Here is a 14,463-nt window from a genome sequence, read left to right as displayed (position 1 = left end):
ACCTCACGACAGCGGTCCTGGTGCCACCGGACGCGTCGGGGTCGTGGGACCGGTGGCCTCCCGCGCCGGGTTGCCCTCCCAGCGCGCGCCCGCCGGGACCTCCTCCCCCTTCATGACGAAGGTCCCCGCCTCGAGCTCGGCACCCTGGCCCACCGTCACGCCGTAGTGCACGAAGGCGCCGGTACCGAGGGTGGCACGGGCCTCGACGGTGCTGCGGTCGGACTTGAACGCCCCGTCCTCCTGGGAGTGGCACTGCACGACGGTGCCGAAGTTCAGGGTCGCCTCGTCCCCGATGGTGACGAGCGTGCGTTCCGGGAGGAAGCACCCGTCGTCGAAGACCCGCCGGCCGAGCCGCACCCCGAGGGCCCGCGAGAGCAGGTTCTTGAACGGCGTGCCCGCGAAGGCCTGGTCGAAGTCCGGGATGACGAGCTTCCAGAACCGCTCGTGCCACCAGAAGTACGGGTCGTAGATCGAGCAGGAGCGCGGCGTCAGCGACCGGAACCGCAGCACGGCCCGCTCCACGAGGCAGAAGAACACGACGGTGAAGAGCAGGGACCCGACCAGGTCGAGGGCCACGGCCTCGACACCGAGGGCCCGGTAGAGGTCGGCGGCCCCCAGGGCCAGCAGCACCATGCCCAGCAGGTGGACCCAGCGGACGGCGAGGAACAGCGCCATGCTGCGCAGGTTGTACCGGTTCTTGCGGGAGAGCCGCTGGCGGAGCTCGGTGCGGGACCGCACGGTCGCCAGCTGCTGATCGCGCTCGACGGTGCGCGGGATCCGGAAGGACGGCGCCCCCAGCAGGCCCGTGTCGTGGCGGACCTCGCCGTCCATCGGGACGAGCACCTTCGTGGCCAGCAGGACGTTCTCGCCGGTGCGACCCTGCGGCGGGTACAGGATCCGATTGCCGAGGAAGCTGTGCGGGCCGATGGTCACCCGGGAGATCCGGAACGAGGTCGCCGAGAAGTCCGCGTTGAGGACCGACAGACCGTCCGCGACCATCGTGCCGCGCCCGACCGTGACGTGGAACGGCGTCTCGTGCCGCAGCTCGGTGCCGAAGTTCGAGCCGGTCTGCTCGGTGGGGTCGACGTCGTAGCCGATCCACCGCAGGTAGCCCACGATGTAGGAACTGTCGCCGAACAGGCGGTTGAGGAACCGGACGTTGGTCAGCCGGCCGATCGCGCGGTGCAGGCCGTAGTGGAAACCGTAGAGCCGGTAGGTCCGGTCGGCGCGGAGCGGCAGGTTCAGCAGCCGCGGCACGATCGCGACGCCGACCAGACCGAGCAGCAGGACACCGAGGAACAGCACGGTCGTCACGACCAGGGCGTCGCGGTAGTACGTCCAGGTCGTGAAGGCCGTCGCGCCCGAGTCGAGGACGCTGCTCAACGGGGACTCGTCGAGCAGGACGCTCGCGAACCCCACCGCGGCGGGCAGGTAGAGCCCCAGGGCGAGGACCAGCTGGACCGCGGCCTGGGCGGCACGACGCACACTGCCGCACCGCATCGGGCCGGCGGTGTGCAGATCGGCACCGCCGGGCACGGCGGGGACACCGTGCCAGGACTCCCCGGCCGGCACGGCCTGCCCGACGACCAGCACGGAGGCGTGCCCGACCTGGGAGCCGTCGCCCATCGCGGTCCGGATGTCCAGCACGGCCCCCTCCCCGACGACGACGTCGCGGCCGATGCGCACCGGGCCGGTCCGGATGACGCCGTCCTGGGCGCGGTAGCCGGTGAGCTGCGCGTCCTTGCGCACGACGGTGCCCGCGCCGAGGGTGATCAGGTCGGTGCAGACCGGGAGCGTGCGCGAGTAGATCGTGACGCCCTTGCCGATCCGCGCGCCGAGCGCCCGCAGGTACAGCACCGTCAGCGGCGACGCCGAGCTGGTGTGCGAGCGCCCGCCGGTCAGCAGGAGCAGGGGGTTCGCCCGGACCAGGGTCCTGACGAGCCAGAAACGGTAGTAGTCGAGGCTCCAGACGCGGATCTCCCGGGGCTGCCACCGCCCGACCAGCAGCCATTTGGCCGCGATCGGCAGGAGGCACATCGCCACGAAGGTCACGGCGCCGGCCTCGACCGCCCGCAGGTAGAGGCCCGGGAACCCGGCGCCGGCGGCGACGTACTCGTAGGTCAGGGTGGTGGCGATCGCGAAGCCGTAGCCGTAGGCGACGAACGCGAGGAACTGCAGGACACCGCAGAGCACGTAGCCGGCGGTGCCGACCCGCCGTGCGGGGGCACCGGGCTCGGGCGCCGGGACCGCGTCCGCCTTGCGGCCGGGCTCGGCCGGGGGCGGTGGCGCGAGCGCCGCGGCCAGGCTCGCGACCGTCGGATGGTCGTAGACGTCCCGCATCGACGGCGACGGCAGGTCCGGCCGCTTGCGCGCCCTCGCGCAGAAGCGGGCCAGCACCATGGAGTCGGCGCCGAGCTGGTCGAAGAAGTCGTCGTGGGGTGCGACCCGCTCCACGCCCACGACCTCGGCGAGGAGCGCGCCGAGCGCGGTCGCGGTGTCGGTGGCGTCGTGCGGCGGGGGCGTGAGGTCGAGGGACGTTCCTGTCACGAGGGCTCACTCTCGGACGGACGGGCCGGTACCGGAGCCGTGCGGGCGCACGCGTCCGCCGGGGTACCGGTGAGGTCACCGGCCGTGGCGCCGCGTGGCGTGGGAGACGGCCGGCGTGCCGGGAGGGCGGGCTCGGACCGGCCCGGCGCTCCCGCGTGCCTGTGGGTGGAAGTTCTGGCCCGACCGGCGACTGCCGGTCTCGAACAGATCCCTCCGCACCGCACCACCGTTGCGCAACGAAAACAACCTCACTCGATCGTCGTAGTCAAGGCGCCACAAACGCGACCTCTCGCCGCGCCGGGTCGCGGGGTCGCCGTGGGCGGCGTCCGGGCCGGGCAAGGCCCTCTCCCCATCCCGCAAGGCCCCCGTCCCGACCCGGCCGTCCCCCGATCGCCCGACACCGGCGTCGGGCGGCGGATCGGCCTGCGGACCGACGGTGGCGGGGTCGGATCCGCAGCAGAGTTCTCCTCGACGGGGCGAACGCCCCGGACCAGCCCGGAAGGAGAACCCGATGAGCACCACCGACACCCTCGCCGTCCCGCCGGCCCCGCAGGACCCGCGCGACCCGCGGCCCCGCGACGCCGCGGGCGACGCGTTCGCCGACGCCCCGTACTCCGAGGCCTTGTACTCGTGGTCCCGGGCCCACGGCGCCTACGTCTGCCCCGACGATCCGGCCGACGTGCCGGGCCGGAAGGAGACCTGGCGCCGGGTCGGGTTGACCGCCGGCGCCCTGGTGGTGGCCGCGGGCCTCGCCGCCGGCCTGGTCTACGGGCTCGGCTACGGCCACGACGCCGCCCCGATCCCGGCCGACCCCGGGCTCGCCGCCACGGCGCCGGCGCGCCACGCGCCGGTGCCGGCCCACGTCGTGCCCGGTACGGGCGCCACCGCCGGCACCGCCGGCACCAGCGCGAACGGTGGCTCGTCGAATGGCGGGCACGTCGCGCCGCCGGCCCCGCCGGCGCCCTCGGCCGCGATCGAGACGCTGCAGAAGGAGCTCGGCCAGTTGAACTACTACGAGGGCCCGGTCACCGGCGTGATGAACGCCCAGACCACGCAGGCGATCACCTACCTGCAGCGCGACGCGGGGCTCCCGCAGACCGGGCAGATGAACGCCGCCACCCAGGCCGCGCTCGCGAGGATGCTGGCGACCGGGAACAACCAGATGAACGGGAACAGCCAGATGAACGGGGGTAACCAGACGAACGGCGGCAGCCAGATGAACGGTGGCGACCAGACGAACGGTGGTGGCCAGCCGAACGACGGCAAGATGGGAGGGATGCCGGGCATGTGAGGCCCGCCCCGGGACCCCGCCGACGGCCCGCGCCCGCGCGGGCCCGTCGCCGTCGCCGCGTCGGAGCCCGCTCCCCGGCTACTCCACCAGCCCCCGCCGCATCGCGACCGCGACCGCGGCCGCCCGGTCCGACACCCCGAGCTTCTCGTACAGCCGCTGGGTGTGGGTCTTGACCGTGCTGACCCCGATCACCAGCTCCTTCGCGACCTGCGGGATCGACAGCCCGCGGGCGAACGCGGCGAGCACCTCGCGTTCGCGCTCGCTCAGCACCGGCCCGTCCGACGCGGCCCGCATCCGGATCTCGCCGGCCAGGCCCGCCGCCAGCTCGGGCGGCACGACGGTGCGGCCGTGGGCCACGTCGAGCACCGCCTGCACGATCTCGGCCCGGCGCGCGTCCTTGGCCAGGTAGCCGGCCGCACCCTCCTGCAGCGCCTGGTACACCACGGCGCTCTCGGTGTGGGCGGAGAGCAGCAGGACCCGCGTGACCAACCCGTCCCGCACGACGGCGCGGACGACCCCGAGGCCGTCGATGTCGGGCATCTCGTAGTCCACCAGCGCGACCGCCGGGGACTCGGTGCGGATCATCTCGAGCGCCTCGCGACCGTCGCCGGCCTCGCCGACCACCTCGATCCGGCCGCTCTGCACGAGCCCGCGCGCCACGCCGTCGCGGAAGAACGGGTGGTCGTCGGCGACCAGCACGCGGATGCGCGCGTCGCCCCCTCGGCCGGCGGTCACGGGTGAAGCATAGGGAGGGACAGGATGCGCGGACCACGACCGAAGGGCGGATGGATGAGCACTCCGACCGGCGCACCCGCCCCGCCCGGCGGCCCCGCGGTGCTGGCCGTGGCCGTCGAGCACGCCCGTCGCGGGGTCCGGCTGCAGGTCGCGCTGCGCTGGGTGCTGGTGGCCTTCGTGGCCCTGACCGTGGTGTCGGTGCCGCCCGCCCACTCCGTCGCGACGTGCCGGGTGATCGCGGCCTGCTACGCGGTGTTCGCCCTCGCGGTGGCGGTGGCCGTCCGCCGCGGTGGCGACCGGGCGGTCCGGCTCGGGTGGATCGCGCTGCTGGGCGACCTCGTGGTGCTGGCGGTGCTGACCCTGCTCACCGGGGTGGCGACGCCGCAGAGCTGGACCTCCGACGTCGTGACGACCGGGTTCCTGCTGCTGCCGGTGCTGGCCGCCACCCAGCTCCGCCCCCGCGTGTGCGCGGCGGTCGTGATCCCGACCGTGGTCGTCTACCTGATCGCGGGCATCGCCACGATGGCGGCCAACCAGGAGCCGTGGAGCTCGCTGCTGCTGCGCACGGTGATCGCGGGCGGGGTCGCGGCGGGCTGCATCGGGCTGTCGCTGATCCAGCGGTCCCGGGTCGCGCAGATCGGGCGGCTGGTGCAGACCCGCGGCGAGCTGCTCGGCGAGCTCGGCGACCTGGAGCAGCGGGAACGCAGCTCCCTCTCCGAGCACCTACACGACGGCGCGCTCCAGTACGTCCTGGCCGCGCGGATGGACCTCGAGGAGGCCCGGGACTCCGGGGACCCCGAGGCGTTCGACCGGCTCGACCGGGCGCTCACCGAGACCTCCCGGCTGCTGCGCTCCACGGTCGCCGAACTGCACCCGGCCGTGCTGGCCAAGGCCGGGCTCCCGGCGGCCGTGCGCGAGCTCGCCGCCACGGCGGGGGCGCGCGGCGGGTTCACCGCGGAGGTCCGGGCCGACGGCTGGCCCGCCGACCTGCGCACGACCGCCGATCCCCTGCTCCACCGGACGGCCCGCGAGCTGCTGGCCAACGTCGCCGAGCACGCCCACGCCCGCACCGCGCACGTCACGTTGAGCTTCGCCGACGGGTGCGCCCGGATGGTCGTCGCGGACGACGGCACCGGCATCGGGCCCGACGCCGCCGACCCGGGCGGCGGGCACATCGGCCTGGCCTCGCACGCGGTACGGATCGAGGCCGCGGGCGGGCGGCTGCGGATCGGCCCCGGCCCCGACTCGGGCACGGTCGTGGCGGTGGACGTGCCGGCGGACCCGGTCTGAGCGACGTCAGGTGTCGAGCTGCTCCGCCCTCGAGGGCGCGCCGTCGGCGGTGAGGTACTCCAGGGTGCGGGTGAGCTCGAGCAGGCGGGACAGGCCGGGCTGCAGGTTGTCCAGGTGCAGCCGCGCCCCGGCCGCCCGGATGTGCCGGTGGGCCATGAGCAGCGCGGAGAGCCCGTAGGAGTCGCAGAAGGCGACCTCGGCGCAGTCGAGGTGCACCGCGCCCAGGCCCGGGTGCGCCCCGAGGCCCTCGACGAGCACGCGGTTGACCTCGTCGGCGTGGTCGTAGTCGAGGTCGCCGACGAGGGTGAGCCGACCCGTCCGGCGCCCGGCGACCGCCCAGCTGCAGGTGAGCCGCTGCCCCGCCGTCACGCGGACTCCCGCGCCCCGATGATTGAGGCCGCCAGCTGCGCCCGGGCGCCCTCGAGCAGGGCCGTGGCCCGGGGGAAGTCCCGCAGCTCCGCACCCAGCAGGTCCAGGGCGGGGACCAGGAAGCCCGGCGGCACCGACCGGGCCTCAAGGATCTCCGCGGTCCAGGACAGGAACCGGCCGAACAGCTCGTCGTCGCCGGTGTAGAGGGCTGTGGCCAGGAACTGCACGATGTGCTCGAGATCCTCGGCGGTGTGCTGGCGCTGCTGCTCGGTGTAGCGCGCCATCACCGGCAGCCGCTGCTCCAGGCCGGTGTACACCGCCTTGACCAGCTGCGGCGTGGTCCGGGTGACCATCGTGTACTCCTGGTCGCCGAGGTGCGGCAGGTCGTCGATGGCCTGGGTGCTGTTCTGCGGTCGGGGCAGGGGGCCGGCCGCGAGCCGGTCCGCGGCGGCGCGGGCGTCGGGCGCCCAGGCCTCGGCCCCGAGCAGCCGGGCGTAGTGGCCGTCCGAGCCGAAGGCGGCGCCACCGGCGATCACCGGGACGCCGGTGGCCCGGCACGCGGTGATGGTGGCGTGCGCGGTGGGCAGCCGGGTCGCGATCGAGCCCGAGAGGGCCACCGCCTCGGGCGCGGTGCGCTGCAGGTGCTCGACGAGGTGCGGGGCCGGGACCTGGGCGCCGAGGTAGTCGACGCGGAACCCGCGCAGCCGCAGCACCTCGGCAAGGAGCCGGGCGGGCAGGGCGTGCCACTCGCCGTCGACGCAGGCGACGGCGATCCGGCCGCGGTGCGGCTCGGTGCGCACCCGGTGCCCGACCGCGCCGACCACACGCTCGTCGATCGCGGTCGCGGTGTGCTCCTGCGCGACGCTGATCCGGTTCGCCGCCCATTCGCGGCCGACCCTGCGCTGCACGGCCCCCACGACGTCGAGCAGGACGGCCTCGGGGTCGACGCCGGCGTCCAGCGCCGCGAACACCACGTCCGTGGCGCCGTACTCGTCGCCCGCGATCGCGGCGGCCCACAGCGCGTCGACGTACCGGGGGAGGGAGTGCTGGGGAAGAGAGTGCTGCGGGAGGGTCTCCTCGGGCCCGGTCGGGGTACGGGTCGTCGGATCGGTCATGCGGTGTACCTGCCTCGTCCGTGCCCCCCCACCGCGGTCAGGTGCTGTCCGCGGGGAGCCGTGATCGCCAGTACGGCCATGTCGTCGTGCGCGCCGCGGCCCACCCACTGCGACGCCAGCATCTGCACCCGCTCGACGACCGCCTCGGCGGGCATCCCGGCGCACTCGCCGAGCACCCGCTGCAGGCGCAGCTCGCCGAACAGCTCGTCGCCGAAGGGGCCGCCCTTCGCCTCGGTGATGCCGTCCGTGTACATCAGGCACGTCTCGCCGGGGCTCAGCGTGACGTCCGCGGTGGTGGCCCTGACCTCGGGCATCGCGCCGATGAGGGTGCCCCGGGTGGGGGCCTCCTCGACCCGCCCGTCCGCGCGGACCACCAAGGGGGCCGGATGTCCGCCGCAGGTCAGGCGCAGCCGCACCCCGGCCCCGGCCCGGGCGACCGAGGCGAGCACGAGGGTGACGAACCGGGCGTCGTGGGTGTTCAGGAGCGCGCCGTTGAGCAGGCTCAGCATCCGCTGGTGGTCGCCGGCCAGCGGGAGCAGCGCGTGCAGCGTGCTGCGGATCTTCCCCGTGAGGACGGCGGCGTCGAGGCCCTTGCCGCAGACGTCCCCGAGGACCACCAGGGACTCCCCGTCCTCCTCGCTCGCGGGGTGCACGTCGTAGAAGTCCCCGCCGACCCGCTCGCCGTCCTGCGAGGCGCGGTACCGGGCGGAGAACTCGACCCCGGAGAGCCGGGTGACCGCGGGCGGCAGCAGGTCCCGCATCAACGTCTCGGTGATCGAGGCCTGCTGGTCGTACATCCGGGCCGCCGACATGGCCACGCCGGCGCGGGTGGCGAACAGCCGCGCGACGACCTCCTCGTCCTCGCCGAACTCGGCGGCGCCGGCCCCGCGGATCAGGATCAGCGCGCCGGCGGGCACCCCGTGCCCGGGCAGCGGGACGACGACGATCGACCCGACCTCGCCGAACCCCTCGGGGCGCAGCCAGCCCGGGACCGCCCTCGGGTCGAGCCAGCGCGAGGGCACCGGCGGGAAGCCCTGCAGCGCCTCGGGGAGGCCGGGGACCTCGTCGGGGTCCACGTCGAGCACGTGGTGGACGGGGGTGCCGCCGCGGACGGCGGTCACGGTCGGGTGGCGGCCGCGGGAGGCCGGCGCCATCACGATCGCGGCGTCAGAGAGGTTCTCGACGGCCAGGCCGGTGGTGATCTCCATGCAGCGCTGCACGTTCAGCGACCCCAGCAGCGCGGTCGACACCTGGGTGAGGAACGCGGTGCGGGCCTGCTCGCTGCGCAGCGCCTCGCGGGCCAGGCGGGTGTCGGTGTCGTCGACGAGCCACCACGTGACCGTGCCGTCCTCGTGCCGGACGGCGTGCGCCTCGAGGCTGCGCCGGTCGACCCGGCCCTGGGCGGCGGCCCCGGGCCCGGGGTCGGTGGCGAGGGACGCGTGCGACTCGGCCAGCCACGCGGGAGCGGTCGCGGTCAGGGTCTCGCCGACGCGCACGGCCGGCAGCAGGGAGCGCGCGGCCCGGTTGAGGGCCCGGACGGTCCCGGCGGCGTCCGCCACCACGGCCGGGTACGGCGCGGTGTCGATCCGGGGGTCGATCACGAGGAGCGACCCGTCGGGGGCGTGCTCGGGCTCTGTCACGGATGCGGGGCGCCGCAGCGGCCCTTCTCACCTACTCCCGTTCGCGATCGGTCGGGTCAGTGTCGCTCATGGTCGTGGCGCCTGTCCAAAGGGCACGAACACGGTGCAACGCGGGAGGGGAGGTCGGGATTCCCCGGCGACGCCCGGTTCAGCCCCGGTCGGGCGTCAGGAGCGCCCACACGATCTTCCCGGCGCCCCGGTCGTCCACGGACCACGCCGCGGCCAGCGAGTCGACGAGCTGGAGGCCGCGGCCGCGGGCGGCACCCGGATCGTGCGGCCGGAGGACGGGCGGGAGCGGTGAACGGTCGCCGACGGCGACCCGCAACCCGTCACGGTCCAGCGTCACGGTCACGGCGAACGGCGTCTTCGCGTGCTCGACGGCGTTGGCGGCCAGCTCGTTGACCACGAGCGCGACGTCCTCGGGGTCGCCGGGATAGGCCCACGCCGCCAGCCTGCGGTCCACCGCGCGCCGGGCGCGCCCCACCATCTCGGGCTCACCCGGGAAGGTCCAGGTCGCGTCGACCACGGCCGGCCGCCGTTCGGCCCGGTCGAGGGCCAGGTCGGCCTCGTCGGCCACGGCGACCCGGTCGGCCACCCCGGCCGCCCGCAGCATCCGCCGGAGCTGGCCGTCCCTGGCCACCAGCGCGAGGCGCGCCTCCGGCCAGCCGCCGGCGTCCCGCGCCGCCCGGGCCAGCACCGCGAGCAGGCTCAGCCGCTCGACCCGCAGGTCGTCGAGGTCCACCACGACCCGGTCGTAGCCCTGCAGGAGCCGCGCGAGGTGCGCCGCCGCGTCGGGCGCGGTGTCGGGCGCGAGCCGCCCCTCCAGGTGCACGTGCGCGGTCCCGCCCTCCGCGGCGGTGACGGCACGCAGCAGCGACGACACGTCGTCGTACTCGGGAACCGTCACCCCGTGCGTCCCCCTTCCCCCCTCGTCCACCGGGTACTCGTACACCTCACCGCCGGTGATACCCGTCCGCTGCCGCGGGGTTCCCGATCCGGACGACGACCACGCCCGCGCCTCGGTCACCCCGTCCGTGCAGAGCACCAGCTCGTCGCCCGTGGCGAGCTCCAGCCGCTGCATCCCGATCACGACGCCCCGGGCGAGGCCCAGGATCATCCCGCCGCCCGCCAGGTGCTCCACCCCGCCGGCGCGGAGGTCGTCGGCCACCGTGAGGGCGATCATGGGCGTGCGCAGCACGATCGCCGCGATCCGGGTGAGCCGGTTGAAGGCCTCCTCCGGCCCGGTGTCCAGCAGCCGGGTCGCGTGCACGGCGTCGACGCGGCCGGGTTTGCGCACACCGGACTTCTGCGGGCTCGCTCCGTCGAACACGGTCCGCTCCTCGTGGGTCGCGCGACCGCACTGTGCTGAACGGTGCCGGGTTCCGTCGGTACCGGGCGATGCTAGGGGAACGGGGCCGACCGCGCGCGCCCGTGGGCCGAGTGCCCCTACCCCACCAACGGCCGGAACGTCAGCGCGAGGTGGAGGGTGAGGCGGTCCCGCCCGTCGGCCAGGTCCAGCCCGGTGAGCTGCGCGATCCGCCCCAGCCGGTAGTACAGGGTCTGCCGGTGGATCGCGAGCGCCTCGGCCGTGCGCTGCGCGTTGCCGGCCAGGTCCAGGTAGGTGGCCGCGGTCCCGGCCAGCACCGGGTGGTCGAAGAGCGGGCGCACCGCGGGATCGACCGCGCCCTCACGGAGGGCCGGCCGCGGCCCGCAGGCCAGCAGGCGGTAGGGACCGAGGGCGTCCCACCGGGCGACCGGCCGCAGGCGGGGCACCGCGTGCGCCACCCGGGCGGCGAGCCGCGCCTCCCGGACGCTGTCCCGCAGCCCAACCAGGTCCGCCCGCTCCCCGCCGATCCCCGCGACGAGCCGGGTGGCGTCGGCGCCCTCGAGCCGGTCGGCGTAGAGCCGCCGCGCGACCTCGGCGAGGTGGTCCGCGTCGGCCGACGGCGTCAGCAGCAGCACCGTGGGGTCCGCCGGATCGTCCGCGGCGGTCGCCACGGCGGCCCGGGGCAGCCGCCAGAGGTTGAGCGGGGGCACGGGGCCGCCGTCGGCGAGGTGCAGGGCGACCGCCCGGACCGGGACGTCGCGGGCCAGCGCCCCGAGCCGGTCGATCTCGGCGGCCGCGATCTCGGCCGTGGCCGGGTCGCCGGCCAGCAGGTCGTGGGCGCGCTCCGCGAGGTGCTCGCGGGTGCGGGCCTGCCCCGCCATGATCGTCCCGGCGCGGCCGGCGTGCCGCATCACGCGGTCGAGCCGCTCGTCGGCCTCCGGGCCGGCCAGCCGCCCGGCGGCGTCGAGCGCCCAGACGTAGCCGTAGGTCACGCCGTTCCACCGGGCCGGCAGGCACACCCTGGCGACCACCCCGAACCCGGGGTCCGCGGGCGTGCGCACCGGGCGTTCGCTGGTCGCGATGCCGAAGCGCTCGAACCAGTCCTGCACCTCGGGCGCGGAGCGGCGGTGCAGGATCGACCGCTGCCGGACCGGGTCCAGCTCGTCCGGGTGCGCCCCGTAGCAGACCAGGTTGAAGTCGCGGTCCTCCAGGACCACGGGCTCACCCAGCACGCGGGAGACCTCGTCGACGAGCTCCTGCAGCTCCATCGGACAAGTGTAGGAGCGACAGCGGTGGAGCTTCGGACGTTCGTCCATGGGCGTGCGAACGGGAACTCCCTACCGTCACACCACACCGGCGGTGGTCGGTCCCGTCCGCCCCGCCGGAGGTCGGAAGGGAGACCTGCCGTGTTCAGCGCGTCCGTCCTCGCCCTCAGCCGCCGCCCGCTCGTGCGCCGCCTCGTGACCGGTGCGCCCACCACCCGCCGGGTGGTCGACCGGTTCGTCGCGGGCGACACCCTCGACGCGGCCCTCGCCACCACCGGTGAGCTCACCGCCGCCGGCCTGCTCGTCACCCTCGACCACCTCGGCGAGGACACCACCGACGCCACCCGGGCCGCCGCGATCCGCGACGCCTACGTCGCCGCCCTCGACGGGCTCGCCGCGCACGGCCTCGCCGACCGTGCCGAGGTGTCGGTGAAGCTGTCGGCGCTCGGCGCCGCCCTGCCCGGGACCGTCGCCCTGGACAACGCCGCCGCCATCTGCGCCGCCGCCGACCGCGCCGGCACCACGGTGACCGTCGACATGGAGGACCACACCACCGTCGACACCACCCTGGAGACGGTCGCGAAGCTGCGCGCCGAACATCCGTGGGTGGGCGCCGTCGTCCAGGCCGCGCTGCGCCGCACCGAGGGCGACTGCGCCGACCTGGCCCGGGAGGGGTCGCGCGTGCGGCTGGTCAAGGGTGCCTACGCCGAGCCGGCCTCCGTCGCCTACACCGCGAAGGCCGAGGTCGACGCCTCGTACGAGCGCTGCCTGCGCATCCTCCTCGCCGGACCCGGCCACCCGATGGTCGCCACGCACGATCCCCGCCTGATCGCGCTCGCCGAGGGGTACGGCCGTGATCCCGCGACCTTCGAGTTCCAGATGCTCTACGGCGTCCGGGTCCCCGAGCAGCACCGGCTGGCGGCGGCCGGGCACCGCATGCGCGTCTACGTCCCCTACGGCGCCGACTGGTACGGCTACTTCGCCCGCCGCCTCGCCGAGCGCCCCGCCAACCTGGGCTTCCTGCTGCGCGCCCTCCTCACCCGCTGATCCGTCGTCCCGAGGAGTTCGATCATGGATGCGATCACCGCCGTCCCCGAGCCGGCCAACGAGCCGGTGCACACCTACGCCCCCGGCACCGCCGAACGTGCCTCGCTCGAGGAGCGGCTCGCCGAGCTGCGCGGACAGCGCCCGGAGCTGCCGATGACGATCGCCGGCAAGCGGCGGACGGCCTCCGGCGAGCGGTTCGACGTCGTCGAGCCCCACCGGCACCGCTCGGTGATCGGGGTGTCCGCCAACGCCACGGACGCCGACGTCGCCGAGGCCGTCGCCGCCGCGAAGGCCGCGGCGCCGGAGTGGGCCGCCCTGCCCTTCGACGAGCGCGCGGCCGTCCTGCTGCGGGCCGCGGACCTGCTCGCCGGGCCGTGGCGGGACACGCTCAACGCCGCCACCATGCTCGGCCAGTCGAAGTCCGTGCAGCAGGCCGAGATCGACGCCGCCTGCGAGCTGATCGACTTCCTCCGGTTCAACGTCCACTACGCCCGCCGGGTCCTCGCCGAGCAACCCCGCAGCGTCCCCGGCGAGTGGAACCGCATGGACCACCGCCCGCTCGACGGCTTCGTCGTGGCCATCACCCCGTTCAACTTCACCGCCATCGCCGGGAACCTGCCGACGGTGCCCGCGCTGATGGGCAACACCGTCGTCTGGAAGCCCACGCCGACCCAGCAGCTCGCCGCCGAGTACACGATGCGGCTGCTCGAGGCGGCCGGCCTGCCGCCCGGGGTGATCAACCTGGTGACCGGGGACGGGCTGGCGGTCTCCCGCGTCGCCCTCACCGACCCGGGCTTCGCCGGCCTGCACTTCACCGGCTCCACGGCCACCTTCAAGACGCTCTGGCGCACGCTGGCCGAGAACCTCGACACCTACCGCAGCTACCCGCGGATCGTCGGCGAGACCGGCGGCAAGGACTTCGTGGTCGTGCACCCCTCGGCCGACCCGGCGCCGCTGACCACGGCCCTGGTCCGCGGCGCCTTCGAGTACCAGGGGCAGAAGTGCTCGGCGGCCTCCCGCGCCTACGTGCCGCGCTCGCTGTGGTCGGCGCTGCGCGAGGAGCTCGCCGAGGTCACCGCCTCGCTGACCTACGGCGACGTCGCCGACCTGCGCAACTTCGGCGGCGCCCTGATCGACGCCCGCGCCTTCGGCCGGGTCCGCGCCGCGCTGGACCGGGCGAAGAACACCGCCTCGCTCGACGTCCTGGTCGGCGGGGGCAGCGACGACGCCGAGGGCTGGTTCGTCGACCCCACCGTGCTGGTCGGGACCGACCCCGGCGACGAGGCCTTCACCACCGAGTACTTCGGCCCGGTCCTCGCGGTGCACGTCTACGACGACGCCGACTGGTCGTCCACCCTGGAGCTGGTCGACCGCACCAGCGCCTACGCCCTCACCGGCGCCGTGTTCGCCACCGAGCGCGCGGCGATCGACGAGGCGCACCGGGTGCTGCGGCACGCCGCGGGCAACTTCTACGTCAACGACCGGCCCACCGGCTCGATCGTCTCCCGCCAGCCCTTCGGCGGCAGCCGCGGCTCGGGCACCAACGACAAGGCGGGCTCGATGCTCAACGTCCAGCGCTGGACCAGCCCCCGGGCGATCAAGGAGACCCTCGTCCCGCCCACCGACCACACCTACCCGCACATGCAATGACGCACTCGGGAACCACAATGCGCCCAGAGTGCCGAGAATCTCGCACTATGGAACCATGATGCGCTCCCCGGGCCGGAGACCTCGCACCATGGGAACCATAATGCGGTCAGAACGGCTCGAGAACCGCATCATGGTTCCATAGTGCGGGTCAGTCGAGGCCGCCGCGCTTGACCAGCTGGGCGGCGAT

General features: G+C 74.9%; 11 protein-coding genes. 4 read left to right on the top strand and 7 right to left on the bottom strand.

Going from position 1 to position 14,463, the window contains the following annotated elements; all coding sequences use genetic code 11:
* Positions 1-3: 3 nt before the first annotated feature.
* Positions 4-2,547, bottom strand: a complete 2,544-nt coding sequence (locus ACFQH9_RS31050) for a Pls/PosA family non-ribosomal peptide synthetase (RefSeq protein ID WP_379571843.1) — start codon at positions 2,545-2,547, stop codon at positions 4-6.
* A 511-nt stretch (positions 2,548-3,058) separates the two neighbouring features.
* Here ACFQH9_RS31050 and ACFQH9_RS31045 point away from each other — a divergent pair.
* Positions 3,059-3,838, top strand: coding sequence for a peptidoglycan-binding domain-containing protein (locus tag ACFQH9_RS31045; RefSeq protein ID WP_379571841.1), 780 nt, complete (start codon positions 3,059-3,061; stop codon positions 3,836-3,838).
* Positions 3,839-3,916: 78 nt separating this feature from the next.
* Here ACFQH9_RS31045 and ACFQH9_RS31040 read toward each other — a convergent pair whose 3' ends face one another.
* On the bottom strand, positions 3,917-4,573 hold the full coding sequence (locus tag ACFQH9_RS31040) for a response regulator (RefSeq protein WP_379571839.1): 657 nt from the start codon (positions 4,571-4,573) through the stop codon (positions 3,917-3,919).
* Positions 4,574-4,627: 54 nt separating this feature from the next.
* Between ACFQH9_RS31040 and ACFQH9_RS31035 the strand changes: the two genes are divergently transcribed.
* Entirely contained in the window at positions 4,628-5,863 is a 1,236-nt protein-coding gene (locus ACFQH9_RS31035; RefSeq protein ID WP_379571837.1) for a sensor histidine kinase, read from the top strand.
* 6 nt (positions 5,864-5,869) lie between these two features.
* Here ACFQH9_RS31035 and ACFQH9_RS31030 read toward each other — a convergent pair whose 3' ends face one another.
* The 5 genes from ACFQH9_RS31030 to ACFQH9_RS31010 form a co-directional block, all read right to left on the bottom strand.
* Positions 5,870-6,232 carry an STAS domain-containing protein gene (locus ACFQH9_RS31030; protein WP_379571835.1) on the bottom strand — a complete coding sequence of 121 codons (363 nt, stop codon included), beginning with the start codon at positions 6,230-6,232 and terminating at the stop codon, positions 5,870-5,872.
* The gene (locus ACFQH9_RS31025; protein WP_379571833.1) at positions 6,229-7,347 is read right to left on the bottom strand and encodes a cobalamin B12-binding domain-containing protein; all 1,119 of its coding nucleotides are present in this window, start codon (positions 7,345-7,347) and stop codon (positions 6,229-6,231) included. The genes ACFQH9_RS31030 and ACFQH9_RS31025 overlap by 4 nt, the downstream gene beginning before the upstream one ends.
* Entirely contained in the window at positions 7,344-8,987 is a 1,644-nt protein-coding gene (locus tag ACFQH9_RS31020; protein ID WP_379571831.1) for a PP2C family protein-serine/threonine phosphatase, read from the bottom strand. The genes ACFQH9_RS31025 and ACFQH9_RS31020 overlap by 4 nt, the downstream gene beginning before the upstream one ends.
* A 148-nt stretch (positions 8,988-9,135) precedes the next feature.
* Positions 9,136-10,317, bottom strand: a complete 1,182-nt coding sequence (locus ACFQH9_RS31015) for an ATP-binding protein (protein ID WP_379571829.1) — start codon at positions 10,315-10,317, stop codon at positions 9,136-9,138.
* A gap of 116 nt (positions 10,318-10,433) precedes the next feature.
* Positions 10,434-11,582: a PucR family transcriptional regulator gene (locus ACFQH9_RS31010; protein ID WP_379571827.1), complete on the bottom strand. Its 1,149-nt coding sequence runs from the start codon at positions 11,580-11,582 to the stop codon at positions 10,434-10,436.
* 138 nt (positions 11,583-11,720) lie between these two features.
* On the opposite strand from ACFQH9_RS31010, the gene ACFQH9_RS31005 reads away from it, so the two are divergent.
* Complete coding sequence (locus tag ACFQH9_RS31005; RefSeq protein WP_379571825.1) at positions 11,721-12,626, top strand: proline dehydrogenase family protein; 906 nt, start codon at positions 11,721-11,723, stop codon at positions 12,624-12,626.
* 24 nt (positions 12,627-12,650) lie between these two features.
* Positions 12,651-14,276 carry an L-glutamate gamma-semialdehyde dehydrogenase gene (pruA, locus tag ACFQH9_RS31000; protein WP_379571823.1) on the top strand — a complete coding sequence of 542 codons (1,626 nt, stop codon included), beginning with the start codon at positions 12,651-12,653 and terminating at the stop codon, positions 14,274-14,276.
* Positions 14,277-14,463 lie beyond the last annotated feature (187 nt).

This window comes from Pseudonocardia lutea (assembly GCF_042658055.1).
Lineage (GTDB): Bacteria > Actinomycetota > Actinomycetes > Mycobacteriales > Pseudonocardiaceae > Pseudonocardia > Pseudonocardia lutea.
The sequence above is the reverse complement of the archived record's forward strand: the minus strand, read 5'-3'. Positions and strand labels throughout refer to the sequence as shown.